Origin of the sequence: Fodinicola acaciae (assembly GCF_010993745.1) — a bacterium.
In the GTDB taxonomy this organism is placed as follows: domain Bacteria; phylum Actinomycetota; class Actinomycetes; order Mycobacteriales; family HKI-0501; genus Fodinicola; species Fodinicola acaciae.
On the sequence record NZ_WOTN01000001.1, the window covers coordinates 1,083,328 to 1,100,094 of the forward strand.

Annotated in this window: 16 protein-coding genes and 1 riboswitch; of the genes, 9 read left to right on the forward strand and 7 right to left on the reverse strand. The window is 69.1% G+C overall.

The window, feature by feature from the left end:
* Positions 1–19 precede the first annotated feature (19 nt).
* From GNX95_RS04975 to GNX95_RS04995, 5 genes are all read left to right on the forward strand, one after another.
* Positions 20–355 (forward strand): YciI family protein, encoded by a 336-nt coding sequence (locus GNX95_RS04975; RefSeq protein ID WP_163505952.1) that lies wholly within the window; start codon positions 20–22, stop codon positions 353–355.
* Positions 352–1,566, forward strand: coding sequence for an RNA polymerase sigma factor (locus GNX95_RS04980; RefSeq protein WP_163505953.1), 1,215 nt, complete (start codon positions 352–354; stop codon positions 1,564–1,566). The genes GNX95_RS04975 and GNX95_RS04980 overlap by 4 nt, the downstream gene beginning before the upstream one ends.
* Positions 1,567–1,668: 102 nt before the next feature.
* Positions 1,669–3,057: an MFS transporter gene (locus GNX95_RS04985; RefSeq protein ID WP_163505954.1), complete on the forward strand. Its 1,389-nt coding sequence runs from the start codon at positions 1,669–1,671 to the stop codon at positions 3,055–3,057.
* 15 nt (positions 3,058–3,072) lie between these two features.
* Entirely contained in the window at positions 3,073–3,786 is a 714-nt protein-coding gene (locus tag GNX95_RS04990) for a DUF899 family protein (protein ID WP_163505955.1), read from the forward strand.
* A 16-nt stretch (positions 3,787–3,802) separates the two neighbouring features.
* Positions 3,803–4,969 (forward strand): acyl-CoA dehydrogenase family protein, encoded by a 1,167-nt coding sequence (locus GNX95_RS04995; RefSeq protein ID WP_163505956.1) that lies wholly within the window; start codon positions 3,803–3,805, stop codon positions 4,967–4,969.
* Between the two features lie 66 nt (positions 4,970–5,035).
* On the opposite strand, the gene GNX95_RS05000 is transcribed toward GNX95_RS04995, so the two are convergent.
* From GNX95_RS05000 to GNX95_RS05010, 3 genes are all read right to left on the reverse strand, one after another.
* Positions 5,036–5,980: a phosphotransferase family protein gene (locus GNX95_RS05000; protein WP_163505957.1), complete on the reverse strand. Its 945-nt coding sequence runs from the start codon at positions 5,978–5,980 to the stop codon at positions 5,036–5,038.
* A gap of 95 nt (positions 5,981–6,075) precedes the next feature.
* Complete coding sequence (metE, locus tag GNX95_RS05005; RefSeq protein ID WP_163505958.1) at positions 6,076–8,343, reverse strand: 5-methyltetrahydropteroyltriglutamate--homocysteine S-methyltransferase; 2,268 nt, start codon at positions 8,341–8,343, stop codon at positions 6,076–6,078.
* Between the two features lie 106 nt (positions 8,344–8,449).
* Positions 8,450–8,688: riboswitch (cobalamin riboswitch) on the reverse strand.
* Position 8,689: 1 nt separating this feature from the next.
* The gene (locus tag GNX95_RS05010; protein ID WP_163505959.1) at positions 8,690–9,175 is read right to left on the reverse strand and encodes a carboxymuconolactone decarboxylase family protein; all 486 of its coding nucleotides are present in this window, start codon (positions 9,173–9,175) and stop codon (positions 8,690–8,692) included.
* Between the two features lie 134 nt (positions 9,176–9,309).
* Between GNX95_RS05010 and GNX95_RS05015 the strand changes: the two genes are divergently transcribed.
* Together GNX95_RS05015 and GNX95_RS05020 are read left to right on the forward strand one after the other, a co-directional pair.
* Positions 9,310–10,179 carry an RNA polymerase sigma-70 factor gene (locus GNX95_RS05015; RefSeq protein WP_163505960.1) on the forward strand — a complete coding sequence of 290 codons (870 nt, stop codon included), beginning with the start codon at positions 9,310–9,312 and terminating at the stop codon, positions 10,177–10,179.
* An 18-nt stretch (positions 10,180–10,197) separates the two neighbouring features.
* Entirely contained in the window at positions 10,198–10,773 is a 576-nt protein-coding gene (locus tag GNX95_RS05020) for a GNAT family N-acetyltransferase (protein ID WP_163505961.1), read from the forward strand.
* Here the strand turns inward: GNX95_RS05020 and GNX95_RS05025 are convergent.
* Positions 10,725–11,447, reverse strand: a complete 723-nt coding sequence (locus GNX95_RS05025; protein ID WP_163505962.1) for a YqjF family protein — start codon at positions 11,445–11,447, stop codon at positions 10,725–10,727. The two genes, GNX95_RS05020 and GNX95_RS05025, sit on opposite strands and share 49 nt — an antisense overlap.
* Positions 11,422–12,324, reverse strand: a complete 903-nt coding sequence (locus tag GNX95_RS05030; protein WP_163505963.1) for a hypothetical protein — start codon at positions 12,322–12,324, stop codon at positions 11,422–11,424. Before GNX95_RS05030 ends, GNX95_RS05025 begins: the two co-directional genes overlap by 26 nt.
* Before the next feature lie 212 nt (positions 12,325–12,536).
* On the opposite strand from GNX95_RS05030, the gene GNX95_RS05035 reads away from it, so the two are divergent.
* A complete protein-coding gene (locus GNX95_RS05035; protein ID WP_163505964.1) occupies positions 12,537–13,409 on the forward strand; it encodes an endo-beta-N-acetylglucosaminidase H in 873 nt (290 codons plus the stop codon).
* Positions 13,410–13,739: 330 nt separating this feature from the next.
* A complete protein-coding gene (locus tag GNX95_RS05040; RefSeq protein ID WP_163505965.1) occupies positions 13,740–14,396 on the forward strand; it encodes a GPR1/FUN34/YaaH family transporter in 657 nt (218 codons plus the stop codon).
* 65 nt (positions 14,397–14,461) lie between these two features.
* On the opposite strand, the gene GNX95_RS05045 is transcribed toward GNX95_RS05040, so the two are convergent.
* Entirely contained in the window at positions 14,462–15,898 is a 1,437-nt protein-coding gene (locus GNX95_RS05045) for an aldehyde dehydrogenase family protein (protein ID WP_163505966.1), read from the reverse strand.
* 67 nt (positions 15,899–15,965) lie between these two features.
* Positions 15,966–16,616 (reverse strand): hypothetical protein, encoded by a 651-nt coding sequence (locus GNX95_RS05050; protein ID WP_163505967.1) that lies wholly within the window; start codon positions 16,614–16,616, stop codon positions 15,966–15,968.
* Positions 16,617–16,767: the final 151 nt, after the last annotated feature.

Sequence of the window (16,767 nt, forward strand, 5' to 3'; positions counted from 1 at the left end):
GGCGTGCCAGACTCGCCGCATGAAGTACGTCCTGCTGATCTGCGACGACGAGTCGAGGTCACCGAGCAACGAGGAGCTGGCCGCCGATCCGGTGCACCAGGCCTGGCTGGCCGACCTGCAGCGGCGTGACGTGCGGCTGTACGGCCTGCGGCTGCGGCCGGTCGAGACCGCCACGTCCGTACGCGTCCGCGACGGCGAGACGCTGGTCTCGGACGGGCCGTTCGCGGAAACCAAGGACTTCGTCGGCGGCCTGGTCGTCATCGACTGCGCCGATCTCGACGAGGCGATCGCCATCGCCGCCGGTCATCCGTACGCGCGGTGGGGTGGCGTCGAGATCCGTCCGGTCTGGGAATGACGGCATCGGTCGACGACGTACGCGCGGCGGTCGACGCGGCCTACCGCGACGAGTGGGGCCAGGTGGTCGCGACGCTGATCGGCCTCATCCGCGACTGGGACCTCGCCGAGGACTGCGCGCAGGAGGCCTTCGCCAGCGCGCTGGAGACCTGGCCGCGTGATGGCATCCCGAAGCGGCCAGGTGCCTGGCTGACCACGACCGCGCGCAACCGCGCGACCGACCGGCTGCGACGTGACGCGGCCGGGCGCGAGAAACTGCGCCAGTTGGCCGTGCTGGCAGAGCCGGTGCCCGAGCCGGACGAGATCGCCGACGAGCGGCTGCGGCTGATCTTCACCTGCTGCCATCCGGCGCTGCCGTTCGAGGCTCGGGTAGCGCTCACGCTGCGTACGCTCGCCGGCCTGAGCACGGTCGAGATCGCCAAGGCGTTCCTGACCGCCGAGCCGACGATGGCGCAGCGGCTGGTACGCGCAAAGCGCAAGATCGCCGAGGCCGGCATTCCATACCGGGTGCCGCCCGCCGAGCTGCTGCCGGAGCGGCTGGCCGCGGTGCTCGCGGTGCTCTACCTGATCTTCAACCAGGGCTACGACGAGCATGACGGCGACCGCGCGCTGACCGCAGAGGCGATTCACCTGGCACGAGTGCTCGTCCAGCTGATGCCGGCCGAGCCAGAGCCGCGCGGCCTGCTCGCGTTGATGCTGTTCAACGAGGCCCGGCGCGCGTCGCGTACGGACGACGGCGTGCTGGTGACGCTCGAGCAGCAGGACCGGTCGGCGTGGGACCAGGCGATGATCGCCGAAGGTGTCGCCGTGCTCGACCAGGCGCTGGCCATCCGGCGGACGGGGCCGTACCAGGTGCAGGCCGCGATCGCCGCCTGTCACGCGACCGCGGCCGATTCGGCGTCGACCGACTGGCCGCAGATCGCCGCGTTGTACGCGCAGCTGGCCCGGCTGGCGCCGTCGCCGGTCGTGGAGCTCAACCGCGCGGTGGCGGTGGCGATGTCCGACGGCATCGCGGCCGGCCTGGCACTGGTGGACGAGCTGGCCGAGTCCGGCCGGCTGGACGGCTATCACCTCCTGCCGGCCACCCGGGCCGACCTGCTGCGGCGCGATGGTCGCGTGGCCGAGGCGAAGGTCGCGTACGAGCAAGCGCTGCGGCTGGCGCCGACCGATGCCGAGCGCCGCTATCTGAGCAGCCGCCTGCACTCGCTCTGACCTGCGTCAACGAAACTGGCAAAAGTTTTTCGCGACGGATGTCGATCTGGCGCCGGCCGCTTCGTCGGTGGGACGAAAACCCATCAGACGAAGGAACCCGAGATGTCAGTTATCCAAGAGCGGACCCAGAGCAGTCGGGCGGCGCCGGCCAGGCGTGGCCTGGTGCTGGCACTGGCCTGCACCTCCACGGCCATGGTCGGCCTGGACACCGCGATCGTGAACGTGGCGCTGCCGTCGATGCAGCGCGATCTCGGCGTCGGACCGAGCGTGCTGCAGTGGGTCGTCGTCGCGTACGCCCTGCTGCTCGGCGGTTTCCTGCTGCTCGGTGGTCGGATGACCGACCAGCTCGGCCGCCGGCGCGTCTTCCTGACCGGCCTGGCGATCTTCAGCGCCGCCTCGCTGCTGGCCGGTGCCGCGCAGCAGGTCGGCCTGCTGATCGCGGCACGTGCCGTCCAGGGTTTCGGTGCTGCCCTGATCGTGCCGGCGGCGCTGTCGCTGCTGGCCGTCACCTTTCCGGAGGGACCTGAGCGCAACCGCGCGGTCGGCATTTTCGGTGCCATCGCTGGCATCGGCGGCTCGGTCGGCGTCGTCGCCAGCGGCCTGCTGGCGGCCGGTCCGGGCTGGCGCTGGTCGTTTCTGATCAACGTGCCGGCCGGCGTATTGTTCATCGCGCTCGCCATCGCCTTCCTGGCTCCCGATCCGCGTGGCGAGCGCGCGAAGCGGCTCGACGTCGCCGGTGCGACCACGGTGACGGCCGGTCTGCTGCTGTTCGTGTACGCACTGCACAACGCCGCCACGTACGGCTGGCTGAACCTCTCGAACCTGGCCCCGTTCGTGGTGGCCGTCGCACTGCTCGTTGCATTCGTACGCATCGAGGCGCGGTCGGCGGCTCCGCTCGTGCCGCTGTCGATCGTGCGCAACCGTACGCTCGTCGCCGCGAACCTCACCGCGTTCCTCGCCTACTGCGCCTTGCTGTCGTTCATCTTCATCGGCTCGCTGCTGATGCAGCAGGGCCTCGGCTACCGGCCGGTGCAGACCGGTCTGGCCTGGCTGGCCACCACGATCACCAGTTTCGCCGCGTCGATGGTCGGCGCCAGGCTCGCTACCCGGATGCCGGTGCGCTCGCTGCTGGTCGTCGGCCTGCTGATCGTCACCGCGGCGGCGCTGCTGCTGGCCAGAGTGCCGGCAGGCGGTGCGTACGCCGTCGACCTGCTGCCGGCCTTTCTGCTCGCCGGCATCGGCTTCGGATTTTGCGGTCCAGCCGTCCAGATCGGCGCGCTGTCCGGTGTGTCGCGGTCGGCCGCCGGGCTGGCGTCCGGCCTGGTCGAGACCATGCGCGAGGTCGGCGGTGCCGCCGGCGTGGCCGCCGTGTCGACCGTGCTCGTCAGTGGCTCCGGCCTCGCCGGCTTCCACCTGGCCTTCCTGTTCATCGGTGGCCTCGCCGTGCTCGGCGTGGCCGTCGCGGCCTTCGGATTCACCCGTAAGTCCTGAGAGAAGGAGACAGTCATGGACCACCTGCCACCAACCGTCGACCGCGCCACTTTCCAGGCGGAGCTGGACCAACTGCGGATCCGCGAGAAGGCGCACACGCGCGAAGGCAGCGCGATCGCCGCGGCGCGCCGACGGCTGCCGATGGTCGAGGTCGACGCCAGTATCGAGGTGCTCGGACCGGACGGACCGGTCACGCTGCACGACGCGTTCGAAGGACGGCGTCAGCTCATCGCGTATTACTTCATGTGGTGGGACGGCCATCCCTCGGCCGAGCAGTGCGAAGGCTGCACCTTCTACACCACGCAGGTCGCGGAGCTGGCCTACCTGCATTCGCGCGACATCACTTACGCCGTCTTCGCGCAGGGACCGTACGCGCAGACGCGGCGCTATCGCGACTTCATGGGGTGGACGATGCCGTGGTACTCCGCGCAGGACTCCGCGGAGAAGCTGCTGGCCGGACGGCAGGTCGGGATGTTCCACCTGGTCTGCTACCTGCGCGAGGGCGACCGCGTCTTCGAGACTTACTGGACGACCGGCCGCGGTGTCGAGGCGATGGACTACAGCTACGCGCTGATGGACCTGACCGTCTACGGACGCCAGGAGCCATGGGAGGACTCGCCGGCCGGCTGGTCGAAGGCGTGGCCGGTCGACGGCGCCAACCTGCGTACGGACGGACGGCCGATCGCGCAGTGGTCGCGGGTCGAGGACGGACGCCCCGACGAGCTCTAGGGCCTATGGTCGGAGCGTGGACTTCGCACCGACGGCAGACCAGGAGACGATCCGCGCGGCGGTGGCGGAGCTGGCCGGCAGGTTCGACGACGACTACTGGATGCGCAAGGACCAGGAGCACGAGTTTCCGTCCGAGTTCTACGACGCGTTCGCCCGTGGCGGCTGGCTCGGCGTCGCCATCCCGGCGGCGTACGGCGGCCACGGCCTCGGGATCACCGAGGCGTCGATCGTCCTTGAGGAGGTCGCGAAGTCCGGCGGCGGCATGAACGCCGCCAGCTCCATCCACCTGTCGATCTTCGGCATGCACCCGGTGGTCGTACACGGCTCCGAGGGCCTGAAACGGCGTACGCTGCCGCGGATCGTGGACGGCGACCTGCACGTGTGTTTTGGCGTAACAGAGCCAGAAGCCGGCCTGGACACGACGAGGATCAGCACCTTCGCGCGTCGTGACGGCGACCATTACGTCGTCGACGGCCGCAAGGTGTGGATTTCCAAGGCGATGGAGTCGGAAAAGGTCCTGCTGCTCACGCGTACGAGCAAAATCGAGGACGTCACGAGGAAAACCGACGGCATGACGCTGTTTCTCACCGACCTCGACCGCGCACACGTGGACATTCGGCCGATCCGGAAAATGGGTCGCAACGCGGTGTCGTCGAACGAACTGTTCATCGACGGCCTGCGTGTGCCGGCCGAGGACCGGGTCGGTGCGGAAGGCCAGGGTTTCCGCTACCTTCTGGACGGCCTCAACCCGGAGCGGATGCTGATCGCCGCCGAAGCGCTCGGTCTGGGACGAGCGGCGCTGCGCCGGGCCGTACGCTATGGCAACGAACGCGAGGTCTTCGGCCGGCCGATCGGCATGAACCAGGGCCTGCAGTTTCCGTTGGCCGACTCGCTGGCGCGGCTCGACGCGGCGGAGTTGGTGCTGCGCAAGGCAACCTGGCTCTATGACCACGGCCGGCCGTGTGGACGCGAGGCGAACACGGCCAAATATCTGTGCGCCGACGCGGGTTTCCAGGCCGCGGACCGCGCATTGCAGACGCATGGCGGCATGGGCTATTCGGAGGAATATCACGTGGCGCGGTATTTCCGTGAGGCACGGCTGCTGCGGATCGCGCCGCTGAGCCAGGAGATGGTGCTCAACTATCTCGGTGAGCACGTGCTCGGCCTGCCGCGCAGTTACTGAGCCAGTAACGGCAACGACCGCCGGCCGTTGACCTTCAGCGGCATCCCCCGGACCGGGGGCGCGCTGTTACCCGAGGCGCCGTAGCGCTGCCTCGACTGCGACCTCGACCCGGGAGGTCATGCCGGGCGCATCGACGGGACGGCGGCCGGCGACCTGACGACGGACCCACTTCGGTTGGCTGTCGTCATGGTGCAGCAGGGCGTACAGGTCCCACCACGGATCGAGCGTCACCCCGGCGATCGACTCATAGAGCGACCGAAGCCGCTCCGCCCACTCGGGCGAGTAGAGCGCCGCCAAATATCGCCGACAGTGCCCGACGTCAATCGCGCGCGCTCCGCGATGGATGCCATTCCAGTCGGTCAGCCCGGTAATCCTCCCGCGCGACCAGAGCATGTTCACCGGCAGGAAATCGCAGTGCAAGAAGACCGCATTGGCCGGTGGTGGCGGCGCCGCCATGGCACCGAAGGCCGCCTTCCACACGGCCGGGTTGTGGGCGTCGGCCGGGACCTGCAACTCGTCGAGCGGGGCGATCCAGGAATCCCTCCACGGCCTGAACGTCTTCGCGGGGAGATCGAGGGAATGCAGCGATACGGCAAGCTCCGCGATCCTGGTCATCCACGACCGGGGTTGCGCCGGATTCAGATCGACATGCCCCGGCAACCGTGTCATCAGCAACGACGGCGCGCCCCCGGTCGAAGCGCCAGCGACATCGGCAGCCAGGATGCTCGGAACCGGGAGCCCGCTTCCGGCCACCACCCCAAGGTTGGCGATCTCCTTCTCCAAGCTCTCTTGCAGCCCAAGCCCGGCCGGGTATTGTCGCAGTACGACGAAAGTCCGCACCCCACGTCGCTCGACAGTCAGCCGGTTCACCGCGGAGCAGACGCCACCGGTCAGTCGGCGACAGCCAACGACGCGACTGCCCCGACCCATCGACGCCGCCACCCAGGCGAAAGTCTCCGCGGAGGGCCGGCGCTGCACGAACCGGCCATCCCTCCAGTCGCCGTCGCTCATGAGCGCGAGCCTATTCGCCCGCGGCGCTCGCCAGACGGTCAATATCGTCGCGGCAACGACGCGGCGGACTCCAGGCAGGAGTCCGCCGCCTGCCGTCACAGCTCCGCGCGGACGTGCCGGGTCGCGGCGACGAGGTTGGCCAGGGTGGCGCGCACCTCGGGATAGCCGCGGGTCTTCAGGCCGCAGTCGGGGTTGACCCACAGCCGGCCGGCCGGAAACGAGCCGAGAGCGGTACGCAGGTGCGCGGCGATCTCGTCCACCGACGGCACTCGCGGTGAGTGGATGTCCCACACGCCGGGTCCGACCTCGTTCGGATAGCTGGCCCTGCTGAGGTCGTCGACGATCGCCATGTTGGACCGCGCCGCCTCCAGGCTGATCACGTCGGCGTCCATGTCGATGATCGCCTGCAGCACGTCACCGAACTCCGCATAGCACATGTGTGTGTGGATCTGCGTACGGTCGTCGACCCCGGAGGTGGTGAGCCGGAACGACTCCACGGCCCAGGCGAGGTAGGCCGCGCGACCGGCCTGGCGCAGCGGCAGTGTCTCGCGCAGCGCCGGCTCGTCGACCTGGATCGCCGCGATGCCGGCCGCCGCAAGGTCGGCGACTTCGTCGCGCAACGCCAGCGCGACCTGCGCGGCGGTGTCCGCGTGCGGCTGGTCGTCGCGTACGAACGACCAGGCCAGCATGGTCACCGGGCCGGTCAGCATGCCTTTGACCGGCTTTCGCGTCAGGCTCTGCGCGTACGTCGACCAGCGGACGGTCATCGGTTCGGGCCGCGACACGTCACCGACGATGATCGGCGGCCGTACGTAGCGCGTGCCGTACGACTGGACCCAGCCGTGCGTGGTCGCCAGGAATCCGTTGAGCTGCTCGGCGAAGTACTGGACCATGTCGTTGCGCTCCGGCTCGCCGTGCACCAACACGTCCAGGCCGAGCGCCTCCTGTTCGGCGACCACCGAGCGGATCTCCTCACGCATCGCCTGGTCGTACGCCTCGGCCGTCAACGCACCGGACCGCAGCGCGGCACGAGCCTTGCGCAGGCTCGCCGTCTGTGGAAACGAGCCGATCGTGGTGGTCGGCAGATCGGGCAGCGCCAGCCGTTCGTGCTGTGCTTGGCGGCGTTTGTCGTAAGGACTCGCGCGATGCCGATCGGTGTCGCGCACGGCTGTAACGCGCGCGCGTACGGCATCGACGCGGACGATCGGCGAGGCCGCACGCGCGGCGCGCCGAGCGGCGTTGACTTGGAGCTGCCCGGCGATGGCGTCCCGGCCGTCGGTCAGGCCCTTGGCCAGGGTGCTGATCTCCTGCAGTTTCTGTGCCGCGAAAGCGAACCAGCCGGCCAGCTGCGGATCCAGATCGCGCTCGAGCGTGACGTCGATCGGCACGTGCAGCAACGAGCACGATGCCGACACGTCGACGGTCTGCGCGAGACCGAGCAACGTACCAAGCGTCGACAGTGCCGCCGGCAGGTCGGCGATCCAGATGTTGCGGCCGTCCACCACGCCGGCGACCAGCCGCTTGCCGGGGATGCCGCCGGCAGCGGCGAGGTCGGTGAGGTTGGCGGCGGCCGGCCCGGTGAAGTCCATTGCCAGGCCTTCCACGGCCGTGCCGGCGAGCACCGGCAGCGCGTCACCGAGCCGGTCGAAGTATGTCGCGACCAGGATCTTCGGCCGCGACCTTTCCGCGCTGAGCGCGTCGTACGCGCGTTTCGCCGCCGCCAGCACGGCCGGCGGCTGGTCGGTGACCAGCGCCGGCTCGTCCAGCTGGACCCACTCGGCGCCGGCCGCGCGCAGATCCTGCAGCAGCTCGGCATAGCACGGCAGCAGCCGGTCGAGCAGCCTCAGCGGCTCGAAGCCGGCCGGCGCGCCCGGCTCCGGCTTGGCCAGCAGCAGGAACGTGACCGGACCGACCAGCACGGGCCGGGTGACCATGCCGGCCTCGGCGAACTCCTCGAGCGGTTTGGTCGCGTCGAGCCGGAACTCGGTGCCGGGTCCGAGCTCTGGGACCAGGTAGTGGTAGTTGGTGTCGAACCACTTGGTCATCTCCAGCGGAGCGGCGTCGGCGGTGCCGCGCGCCATCGCGAAATAGCGGTCGAGGCGGTCGGCCTCCGCCTGGTGCCGCGCCGGGATGGCGCCGACCATGATGGCCGTGTCCAACATATGGTCGTACAACGAGAAATCGTTGCTCGGGATCTCGGCGATGCCGGCGTCGCGTAGCTGCGCCAAACGCTGCAGTCGCAGCTCACGCGCGGCGGCCAGGAGCGTGTCGGCGTCGGTGGCGCCGCTCCAGTAGGACTCGACGGCCTTCTTCAGTTCCCGGTTGACACCTTGCCGGGGAAAGCCGTACACCGTTGCTGCCATGGGCTCTCCTTCGCGAGTCCACTGCGGACCGCGCAGGTGAGCGTCGGCGCCCAGGACCGAGCGCACCGACCGACCCACCCACGAGGTCGCGGCCAACCGCCCCGCGGTCGCGGGACGGGCGCTGGCAGGTCTTCGGACTCGTGAGCACGACCGGCTGCTCGCCGGTCACCTACCGGCCGTCGCTTCCCAGGCCCGTGCGGACCCAGTGCCGTCCCTCGTACGGGACAGACGGCTGTCGTTCTCACTCACCGCTGCGGGGCAGTCCCGGACTCGCACCGGGTTCCCTCTTGCCTCGCCGTCCACACGACACACGTGGACCGCGAACCAGCTGCGCGGCCAACTCTAGTCAGTCGACGAAGGAGTCGAACATGCCTGGCTGGTACGAGCCGGCCGGCGTACGCACGATGACGTTGATGCGGTTGGCCGCGTTGATCAGTGCGACCAGCGACACGAGCGCGGCGAGCTGGTCGTCGTCGTAGTGCTTGCGCACCTGCTGCCAGGTCTCGTCCGACACACCACGGTGGTGGTCGGCGATACGCGTGCCTTCCTCGGCCAGCGCCAGCGCCGCGCGCTCCGCCTCGGTGAACACGGTCGCCTCACGCCAGGCGGCGACGAGGTTCAGCCGTACTGAGGTCTCACCGGCCGCCGCGGCGTCCTTGGTGTGCATGTCGGTGCAGAAACCGCAGCCGTTGATCTGGCTGGCCCGCAGGCTGACCAACTCCTGGGTGGACTTGGGCAGCGACGAGTTGCTGATCACCATGCTGGCGTTGGCGAACCGCTTGCCGAACTTGGCGGCGAGCTCGTTCTCGAACAGGTTGATACGGGGTTCCATGACGATCGTCCTCACTCGTGTTGTGGACTGGACGAACACGAGATGCCGGCGATTCGCCGCGTGTGACAGTGACGAGGGCCACTGTCACAGCACGGTGCGACGTGGTGTCTGGTGAGCGACACGAGAGGACCGGCATGCACACCGAGACGTTCGTCGAGCATCGCAACCTGCTGTTCACCGTCGCGTACGAGATGCTCGGCTCGGCTGCCGACGCGGAGGACGTGCTGCAGGAGACCTGGCTGCGCTGGTCCGGCGTCGACCTGGACACGGTCGAGAACCGACGCGCGTACCTGGTGCGGATCACCACGCGGCAGGCGCTCAACCGGCTGCGTACGCTCGGCCGCCGCAAGGAGTCGTACGTCGGTCCGTGGCTGCCGGAGCCGCTGCTCACCGCGCCGGACGTGGCCGAGGACGTGGAGCTGGCCGACAGCGTGTCGATGGCGATGATGCTGGTGTTGGAGACGCTGACGCCGACCGAGCGAGCCGTTTTCGTGCTGCGTGAGGTGTTCGACCTCGGCTACGACGAGATCGCCGAGGCCATCGACAAGACCGCGGCGGCCGTACGACAGATCGCGCACCGAGCACGCGAGCACGTCGCCGCCCGCCGGCCGCGCGGCAGCGTCTCGCGTGACCAGGCCAGGGACGCTCTGCAGGCATTCCAACGCGCGGCCGCCACCGGCGATCTGCAGCATCTGGTGGACATCCTGGCGCCGGACGTGGTCTTTCTCGGCGATGGTGGCGGCGTCAAGGAGGCCGCGCCGCGGCCGATCGTCGGTGTCGGCAAGGTGTCCCGGCTGCTGGCTCTCGGCCTGGAGCAGATCGACGCGCAGTCGCTGCAGCTCACCCAGGTCAACGGTTATCCGGCGCTGGTGCTGCGGATCGACGGCGAGGTCGACACCGTGCTGGCCTTGCGCATGGACGACGGCCTGGTCACCGGCTTCTACGCCGTACGCAACCCGGCGAAACTCTCGCGCATGGACCAGGAGACGACGTTGCGGCGCTGACCGAGAGATGATCACCGTATGGCAGACATCGCATTCAGGCGGGCCCGAGCCGACGACGCGGCTGAGGTCGCCACGCTGCACGCCGACAGTTGGCGGCGGCATTATCGGGGCGCGTACGCCGATTCCTTCCTCGACGGTGACGTGGTCGCCGATCGCCACGCGGTCTGGTCGGAACGGCTCGCCGCGCCATCGGCCAGTGCGACGGTGCTCGCCGAGCGGGAAGGGGAGCTCGTCGGTTTCGTCCACGTCATGTTCGACAAGGACGAGCGGTGGGGGAGTCTGGTCGACAATCTGCACGTACGGCATGACCAGCAGCGCGGCGGCATCGGCTCGGCGCTGCTCGGCCAGGCCGCGCTCGCCATCCGCGATCAGGCGGCCGGCGATGCGATGTATCTCTGGGTCTTACGGCAAAACACCTCGGCGCAGCGGTTCTATCGCGCATGCGGAGCCGCGGAGGTCGAGATGGCCAAGGCGCCGGCGCCCGGGGGAGATCCGACCCGACTCAACGGCAGTCCGGACCGCCTGCGGATGGCCTGGCCGGATGCTTACGTGCTGATCGACGGACCGAATCGCACCGGCACACCTGGCGAATAGAGAACGCTGACGGGGTCGCCGCCAACGCTTGGCAGTCCGGCGGCGGCGACCAGTTGGTCATCCAGCTCGAACAGCTCGGCTCGACGCAGCGGCCACGGTGGATGTTCGTTCGGTATGTATCGCGTACGGCCTCGGTTGAACACGTGCAAACCCCAGCGCGCGGTCAGAAACTCCTCCAGCAGGTTCGGATTTTCCACCGGTGCGCCGATTCTTACGTTCACATGGCTCGTCGGTCCACCGCCGCGCCGCCAGCAGTCGTACGCGATGTGGTCGTCGTCGCGCCGTACGCGCATGCTGGACCATATGTATGGCAACGAAAATCCGCGCCGGCCGACGACGACCGGCAGCAGCCGGCTGGCGTCGAGCGAACGGAACACAACGCCACGGCGGCCATGCGCGTCGACCGAGTAGAGGCGCACGTTGGTCTCCCAGAACGTGCCGACGTACGGTGTCGCCGGCCCGGTCGACAGGCCGACGCGATACATCTGGAACGGGACCAGTCCGACGTACGTCGTGCCGTCGAGCTGGTCCGGTGAGGTGCCGGCCGGCAGCAGCGGCGCGACGAGCGCCGGATCGACCGGCCAGTGCACGAAAGTGAGGTCACGCCAGGTCTGGGTCTGCGTCGGCCGCCCTACCGGCCGCGGCGTCTCACGCGTGATCGGCTCGGCCGGCATACGTCGACGATACCTCGCGTTTTCGCGCGGCCAACGCGGTGACGAGCAGGATCACCGCGGCGAAAGGTGCGGTCAGGATCGCGCCCGGACGACCCCAGCCGGCGACGAACGGGCGATAGACCGGCAGGTTGGGCTCGTGTGCGAAGACGATCTTTCCCAGCAATGACACCGTTTCGACGACGCCTGGCAGCAGAAGTGCGATCACGTAACAAAAACCGATCGCGGTGAGGATCCTGCCGTTTCGCGACAGTCGCGGCCGGCTGCGCAGGACCCACGCCGCGACCTGCCAACCGGCCACCGCGCCGGCCAGCAGGCCGGTCACGGTCATCGTCGCGAGCAGCGGCGGATCGTCGCGGCGGTCGGCTTCGAACCACACGTTGACAAATCTGTTGGCGCCGGTGCGGATCGAGGCGACGATGTGCATGACCAGCTCACCTTTGCCGGCCTGGTAACCGTAGAAAGCCGGCTGTAGGTCGGTTTTTCGCACGACCTGCCAGCCGTCGCCGCGCAGTCGCGTCGCCGCCGCGGCGATCAAGGCAGCGGCGGACGTTTCCGGCACGTCCTTGCCGTACACGCGATTCTCCGCGTCGAAGCCGAGATCGCCGCCGAAGACGAAGCACCACACCGGGCCGCCGCCGTCGCAGTCAGTGCCGAATCCGAACGGATAGGGATAGTCGGTGCCGCCGTAGCGTCCGATGCCGGCGCCGGGGAACGCGGCGGCGACCGCCTGGTCGGTGACGGTCGGGGCCGGCAGCCGTGGCGCGGTGTGCCAGCCCGCGTACGCGCCAAGGCTCAGGCCGAGCACACCGCCGAGCACCGCGACGACGATCGCGATCGCCACCGGCAGGACGCCGTTGACCCGGCAGAAATCGGTCATCCGCGCACTTTACGTCGTATCATCGCGAAACGGTGCGCGCTTTCGCTTTGGGGAAGCCGAAGCGGCCTCAACGTGCGACCTTGACAGGCTCTCGCAAGCGGCCGATCATGCTGCTATACCGATTTATGTCGACCCAGCTGGCAGTGATCTTGAGTGCCGACACACGCAGCATCCGCGCCGTGAAACGGTATAGCCGAGACGAGGGATCAGCGATGAGGCCAGTCACAGCAGTGTTGTCCGCGGTGGCGATCGTCCTGTCGTTGTGTGCGCCGGCATCCGCGGCCGCGGCGAAGACCGGTCCCAAGTCGGTCGTGTACGTCGAGGTCAACGACCAGAGCATGACCAACGTCGGCAAATACACGCTGGCGCAGGGTGGCGCGCCGGTCTTCGACATCGCGGTCATCTTCGCCGCCAACATCAACTACGACGGCTCGAAGGCCTACCTGTATTTCAACCCGCAGGTGCAGAGCGTGCTGAGCAACGTCGCGACCCAGGTGCGGCCGCTGCAGCAGAAGGGCATCAAGGTCCTGCTGAGCGTGCTCGGCAACCACCAGGGCGCCGGGTTCGCCAACTTTCCGTCGCAGGCGGCGGCAAGCGCGTTCGCGAAGCAACTGTCCGACGCGGTCGCGACGTACGGCCTGGACGGCATCGACTTCGACGACGAATACGCCGACTACGGCACCAACGGCACCGGCCAGCCAAATGCCAGCTCTTTCGTCTATCTCGTCTCGGCTCTGCGCACCAACCTGCCGAGCAAGCTCATCACGTTCTACAGCATCGGCCCGTCGGCTTCGCGGCTCAGCTACAACGGCGTGAGCGTCGCCAACACCTTCGACTACGCCTGGAATCCGTGGTACGGCACGTGGCAGGTGCCGGCCGGACCGTCGGCCAGGAGCAAGCTGTCGCCGGCCGCGGTGAGCTACACCGACACCAGCGCCAGCACGGCCGCGAGCCTCGCCACGCGTACGGTCAACGAGGGCTACGGCGCCTATCTGACGTACAACCTGACCGGCACCGACTCGCACACCTACATTTCCGCGTTCACCAGGGCCCTGTACGGAAGCGACGCGGTCTATTCGGGCTGACCTGACCTGACCTCGGCCGGCCGGCCATTGGGTGCCTCGGATCGAATGTGCTGACTGGAACCACTTTTCGCGGGAACGGTGGGCCCAGGGTCTGTCTCCATATTGCGGGGGATGAGAGTCGTTTGGGCTCGGCTATCGCCCCGCGGAAGATGGAGACAGACCCTAGTTAGCACATTCGACGGCGTGGCCGGGATCGCAAACCGTCTCAATCTGAGACACCGGCGGCGGTGAGCCGGCCCTACCCTCTGGAACAACACTCGCGGCATTCCCATCATCACGCGACGCGTTGGCCCGGAGCCGGCGCGCCGCCTACCCGCAGGGAGGTCCTCGATGACCGCCGCTCATTCCGCCGCAGAGCCGTACGCCCCGCCAGAGCCGGTCGCACAGTCAGCATCGCCGGCAGCGGCACAGAGCGCCTTCTTCGCCGGCAACCCGGCGGCCGTCGGCCTGCCGGCGTTCATCGTCGGCTCGATCGCGCTCGGCCTGGTGCTGGTCGGGTACGTGCCGGCCACCGCGGTCGGCGCGTCGCTGCCGATCATCGCGGCGGCGACCGGGCTCGGCCTGACCATCGCGACGCTGTGGGCCGCCGGCACCGGCGAGAGCGCGGTGGCCAGCGTTTTCGGCATCTTCGCGGGCTTCTGGCTGTCGTACGCGGTGCTGGTGCTCGGCCTGACACACGGCTGGTTCGGCATCCCGCCAGCCGCCGCGGTGTCGGCGCAGGGCCTGTTCCTGATCACCTGGCTGGTGGTGATCGTGATGCTGACGCTGACCACGCTGCGGCTGCCGTTGGCGTTCACCGTGCTGTTCGCGCTCATCGACCTGGCGTTGGCGGCCGTACTCGTCGGCACGTTGCAGGGCTCGGCCGGCTGGCTGAGGCTCGGCGGCATCCTGGTCTTCGCGGCCGTCGGCGTCTATCTGTACGCCGGAGTCGCAGCGGCCACCACCGGTGGCGCCGCGTTACCGCTCGGAAAGCCGTTGATCCGCTGACCTCTCCACGAGGGTGGCGTTCGGGTCGCGCTCATCCCCTCCGAGGCGACCCGAACGTCGCGGACTCAATAGCCGTAATGCAGCCAGACCGACTTGGTCTCGGTGTACGCGTCCAGGGCCCACGGACCCATCTCGCGGCCCCAGCCGGATGCCTTGTAGCCACCCCACGGCGCGGCCATGTCCGGGATCGGCGGCATGTTCACGAAAACCGCGCCGGCGCGGATGCCGTCGGCATAACGCTGAGCCGTCCGGATGTCGCGTGTCCAGACGGTCGCGGCCAGGCCGTACTCGGTGTCGTTGGCCCGCGCGACGACCTCGTCGGGGTCGTCGTACGAGGTCACCGCCAGCACCGGACCGAAGATCTCCTCGCGCATGATCGTCATGTCGTCGCGTACGCCCGCGAACAGCGTCGGCGCGTAGAAATAGCCGTCGCGGTCGATCGCGGAGCCGCCGGTGACCAGCTCGGCACCTTCGTCGCGACCGACGCCGACGAGCGAGGCGACCCGGTCGCGATGGCGGCCGGAGACCAGTGGCCCCAGCTGCGTCGACTCGTCGATGCCGGGACCGACGCGCAGCGTCTGCAGGCCGGCCGCCATCTTCTGGACGAACTCGTCCTCGCGCTCGCGGTCGACGTAGAACCGCGTGTACGCGGCACAGACCTGCCCGGTGTTGAGCGTCGCGCCGAGCAGGTTGCCGGTCACCGCCGCGTCGATGTCGGCGTCGGCCGCGATGATGCTCGGCGCCTTGCCGCCTAGCTCCAGCGTCAGTCGCTTCAGGTTGGACTGCGCGCTCGCCTGCGTGATGAGCTTGCCGACCGCGGTGGAGCCGGTGTAGGAGACGTGGTCGACACCGGGATGTGAGCTCAGCATCGCGCCGACCGAGCCATCGCCGGTGACCAGGTTGACCACACCGGCCGGAATGCCGGCCTCGACGGTCAGCTCCACCAGCCGGACGCTGGTCAGTGGCGTGACCTCGCTCGGCTTGATCACCACGGTGTTGCCGGTGGCCAGCGCCGGCGCGAGCTTCCACACCAGGATCATCAGCGGAAAGTTCCACGGCGTGATCAGCGCGTTCACGCCGACCGGCTCACGCCGCGTGTAGTGCAGCGTCTCCGGGAAGGACACCGGGTTGGTGGTGCCCTGCAGTTTGGTGACCCAGCCGGCGAAGTAGCGCAGGTGCTCGGCGGCGCCGGTCACGCTGACCTGCCGCGAGATGCCGATCGGCTGGCCCTGGTCGCGGGTTTCCAGCGCCGCGAGCTCCTCGTGGTGCTGGTCCACCAGCTCGGCCAGCCGGAACAGCAGCGCCGCGCGTTGTACGGGCAGCAGTCCGGCCCACTGCGCCGAGCCGAGCGCCTGGCGAGCGGCGGCGACCGCCGCGTTCACGTCGGCCTGGCTGGCCGTACCGACCTCCTCCAGCACCTCGCCGGTGGCCGGATCCAGCGTGCTGATCGTCCCGGCGCCGGCCGGCGTCCACTGGCCGTCGATGAACAGGCGGGTTGGCATCTGCGGCGTCCTCCTCGGCGGTTGTGCTGCCGAGTATCGGCGTCGGCGTGGCCGCCGAGCTTGTGTGTCAGCGCACGGCGGTTGATCCATGGCGAGGGATGTACGGCAGGTGGCCGCCACCGCTCTCGGTCCAGCCGCGACGCGCGCCGTCGTATCCGCCGCCGATCGCGCCACCGGCCGCCGCGCCACCGTAGCCGCCGGCCTGTTTTCCCATCGCACCACCGATCTTCTCGCCGATCGGGGCCGCCGGCGGCAGGACCGCTCCGGCCGCGGCACCGCCGACCGCGGCTCCGGTGGCCTCGCCGACCGCGCTGCCGACCTGCCGGCCGAGGTCGGCACCGACCTTGGCGCTGCCGGTCGCCTTACCGGTGACGCCGCCGTACGCGCCGTCGAAGCCACCACCGGCACCTCCACCGGCGGTGCCGCCGACCAGCCGGCCGGCCTGTTCGCCGGCCTTGGCGCCGCGTTCCCGGCCGTCCTTCACACCGAAGAACGGTCCGACCGCCTCGCCGGCGAGGCCGCCACCCGTGCCGCCAATGGTCTTGCCGGCCTGCTGGCCGACGGCGATGCCGATGGAGGTGAAGTCCGGCGTGGCCGGCTGCGCCGACTCGTCGGCCATGGCTGGCGCCGCGACGAGCAACGCGCCGGCCGCGACCGCGCCGCCGACGGCGACCTTGGCGGCGAGACGATTTCTGGAGGCCCTGCGATGACGACCCATGTCGACATTCCTTTCCTCGGCTGCGGATATCGGTAGCAGGCGGAGGCGTACGACAGATCGCCGTATGACGCTTTTCATGGTTTTTCAACGTAAGACAGCTAAAACGATGTTCGCGGCAAAACAGAGAGTTGCGGATCTTGTGCGCGAATTT

Coding starts and splice junctions, on each gene's coding strand:
- GNX95_RS04980 (WP_163505953.1), top strand. CDS start 352: ATGACGGCATCGGTCGACGACGTACGCGCGGCGGTCGACGCGGCCTAC.
- GNX95_RS05035 (WP_163505964.1), top strand. CDS start 12,537: ATGAGGCCAGTCACAGCAGTGTTGTCCGCGGTGGCGATCGTCCTGTCG.
- GNX95_RS04985 (WP_163505954.1), top strand. CDS start 1,669: ATGTCAGTTATCCAAGAGCGGACCCAGAGCAGTCGGGCGGCGCCGGCC.
- GNX95_RS05045 (WP_163505966.1), bottom strand. CDS start 15,898: ATGCCAACCCGCCTGTTCATCGACGGCCAGTGGACGCCGGCCGGCGCC.
- GNX95_RS05015 (WP_163505960.1), top strand. CDS start 9,310: ATGCACACCGAGACGTTCGTCGAGCATCGCAACCTGCTGTTCACCGTC.
- GNX95_RS05040 (WP_163505965.1), top strand. CDS start 13,740: ATGACCGCCGCTCATTCCGCCGCAGAGCCGTACGCCCCGCCAGAGCCG.
- GNX95_RS05000 (WP_163505957.1), bottom strand. CDS start 5,980: ATGAGCGACGGCGACTGGAGGGATGGCCGGTTCGTGCAGCGCCGGCCC.
- GNX95_RS04990 (WP_163505955.1), top strand. CDS start 3,073: ATGGACCACCTGCCACCAACCGTCGACCGCGCCACTTTCCAGGCGGAG.
- GNX95_RS05025 (WP_163505962.1), bottom strand. CDS start 11,447: ATGCCGGCCGAGCCGATCACGCGTGAGACGCCGCGGCCGGTAGGGCGG.
- GNX95_RS04975 (WP_163505952.1), top strand. CDS start 20: ATGAAGTACGTCCTGCTGATCTGCGACGACGAGTCGAGGTCACCGAGC.
- GNX95_RS05050 (WP_163505967.1), bottom strand. CDS start 16,616: ATGGGTCGTCATCGCAGGGCCTCCAGAAATCGTCTCGCCGCCAAGGTC.
- GNX95_RS05010 (WP_163505959.1), bottom strand. CDS start 9,175: ATGGAACCCCGTATCAACCTGTTCGAGAACGAGCTCGCCGCCAAGTTC.
- GNX95_RS05020 (WP_163505961.1), top strand. CDS start 10,198: ATGGCAGACATCGCATTCAGGCGGGCCCGAGCCGACGACGCGGCTGAG.
- GNX95_RS05030 (WP_163505963.1), bottom strand. CDS start 12,324: ATGACCGATTTCTGCCGGGTCAACGGCGTCCTGCCGGTGGCGATCGCG.
- metE (WP_163505958.1), bottom strand. CDS start 8,343: ATGGCAGCAACGGTGTACGGCTTTCCCCGGCAAGGTGTCAACCGGGAA.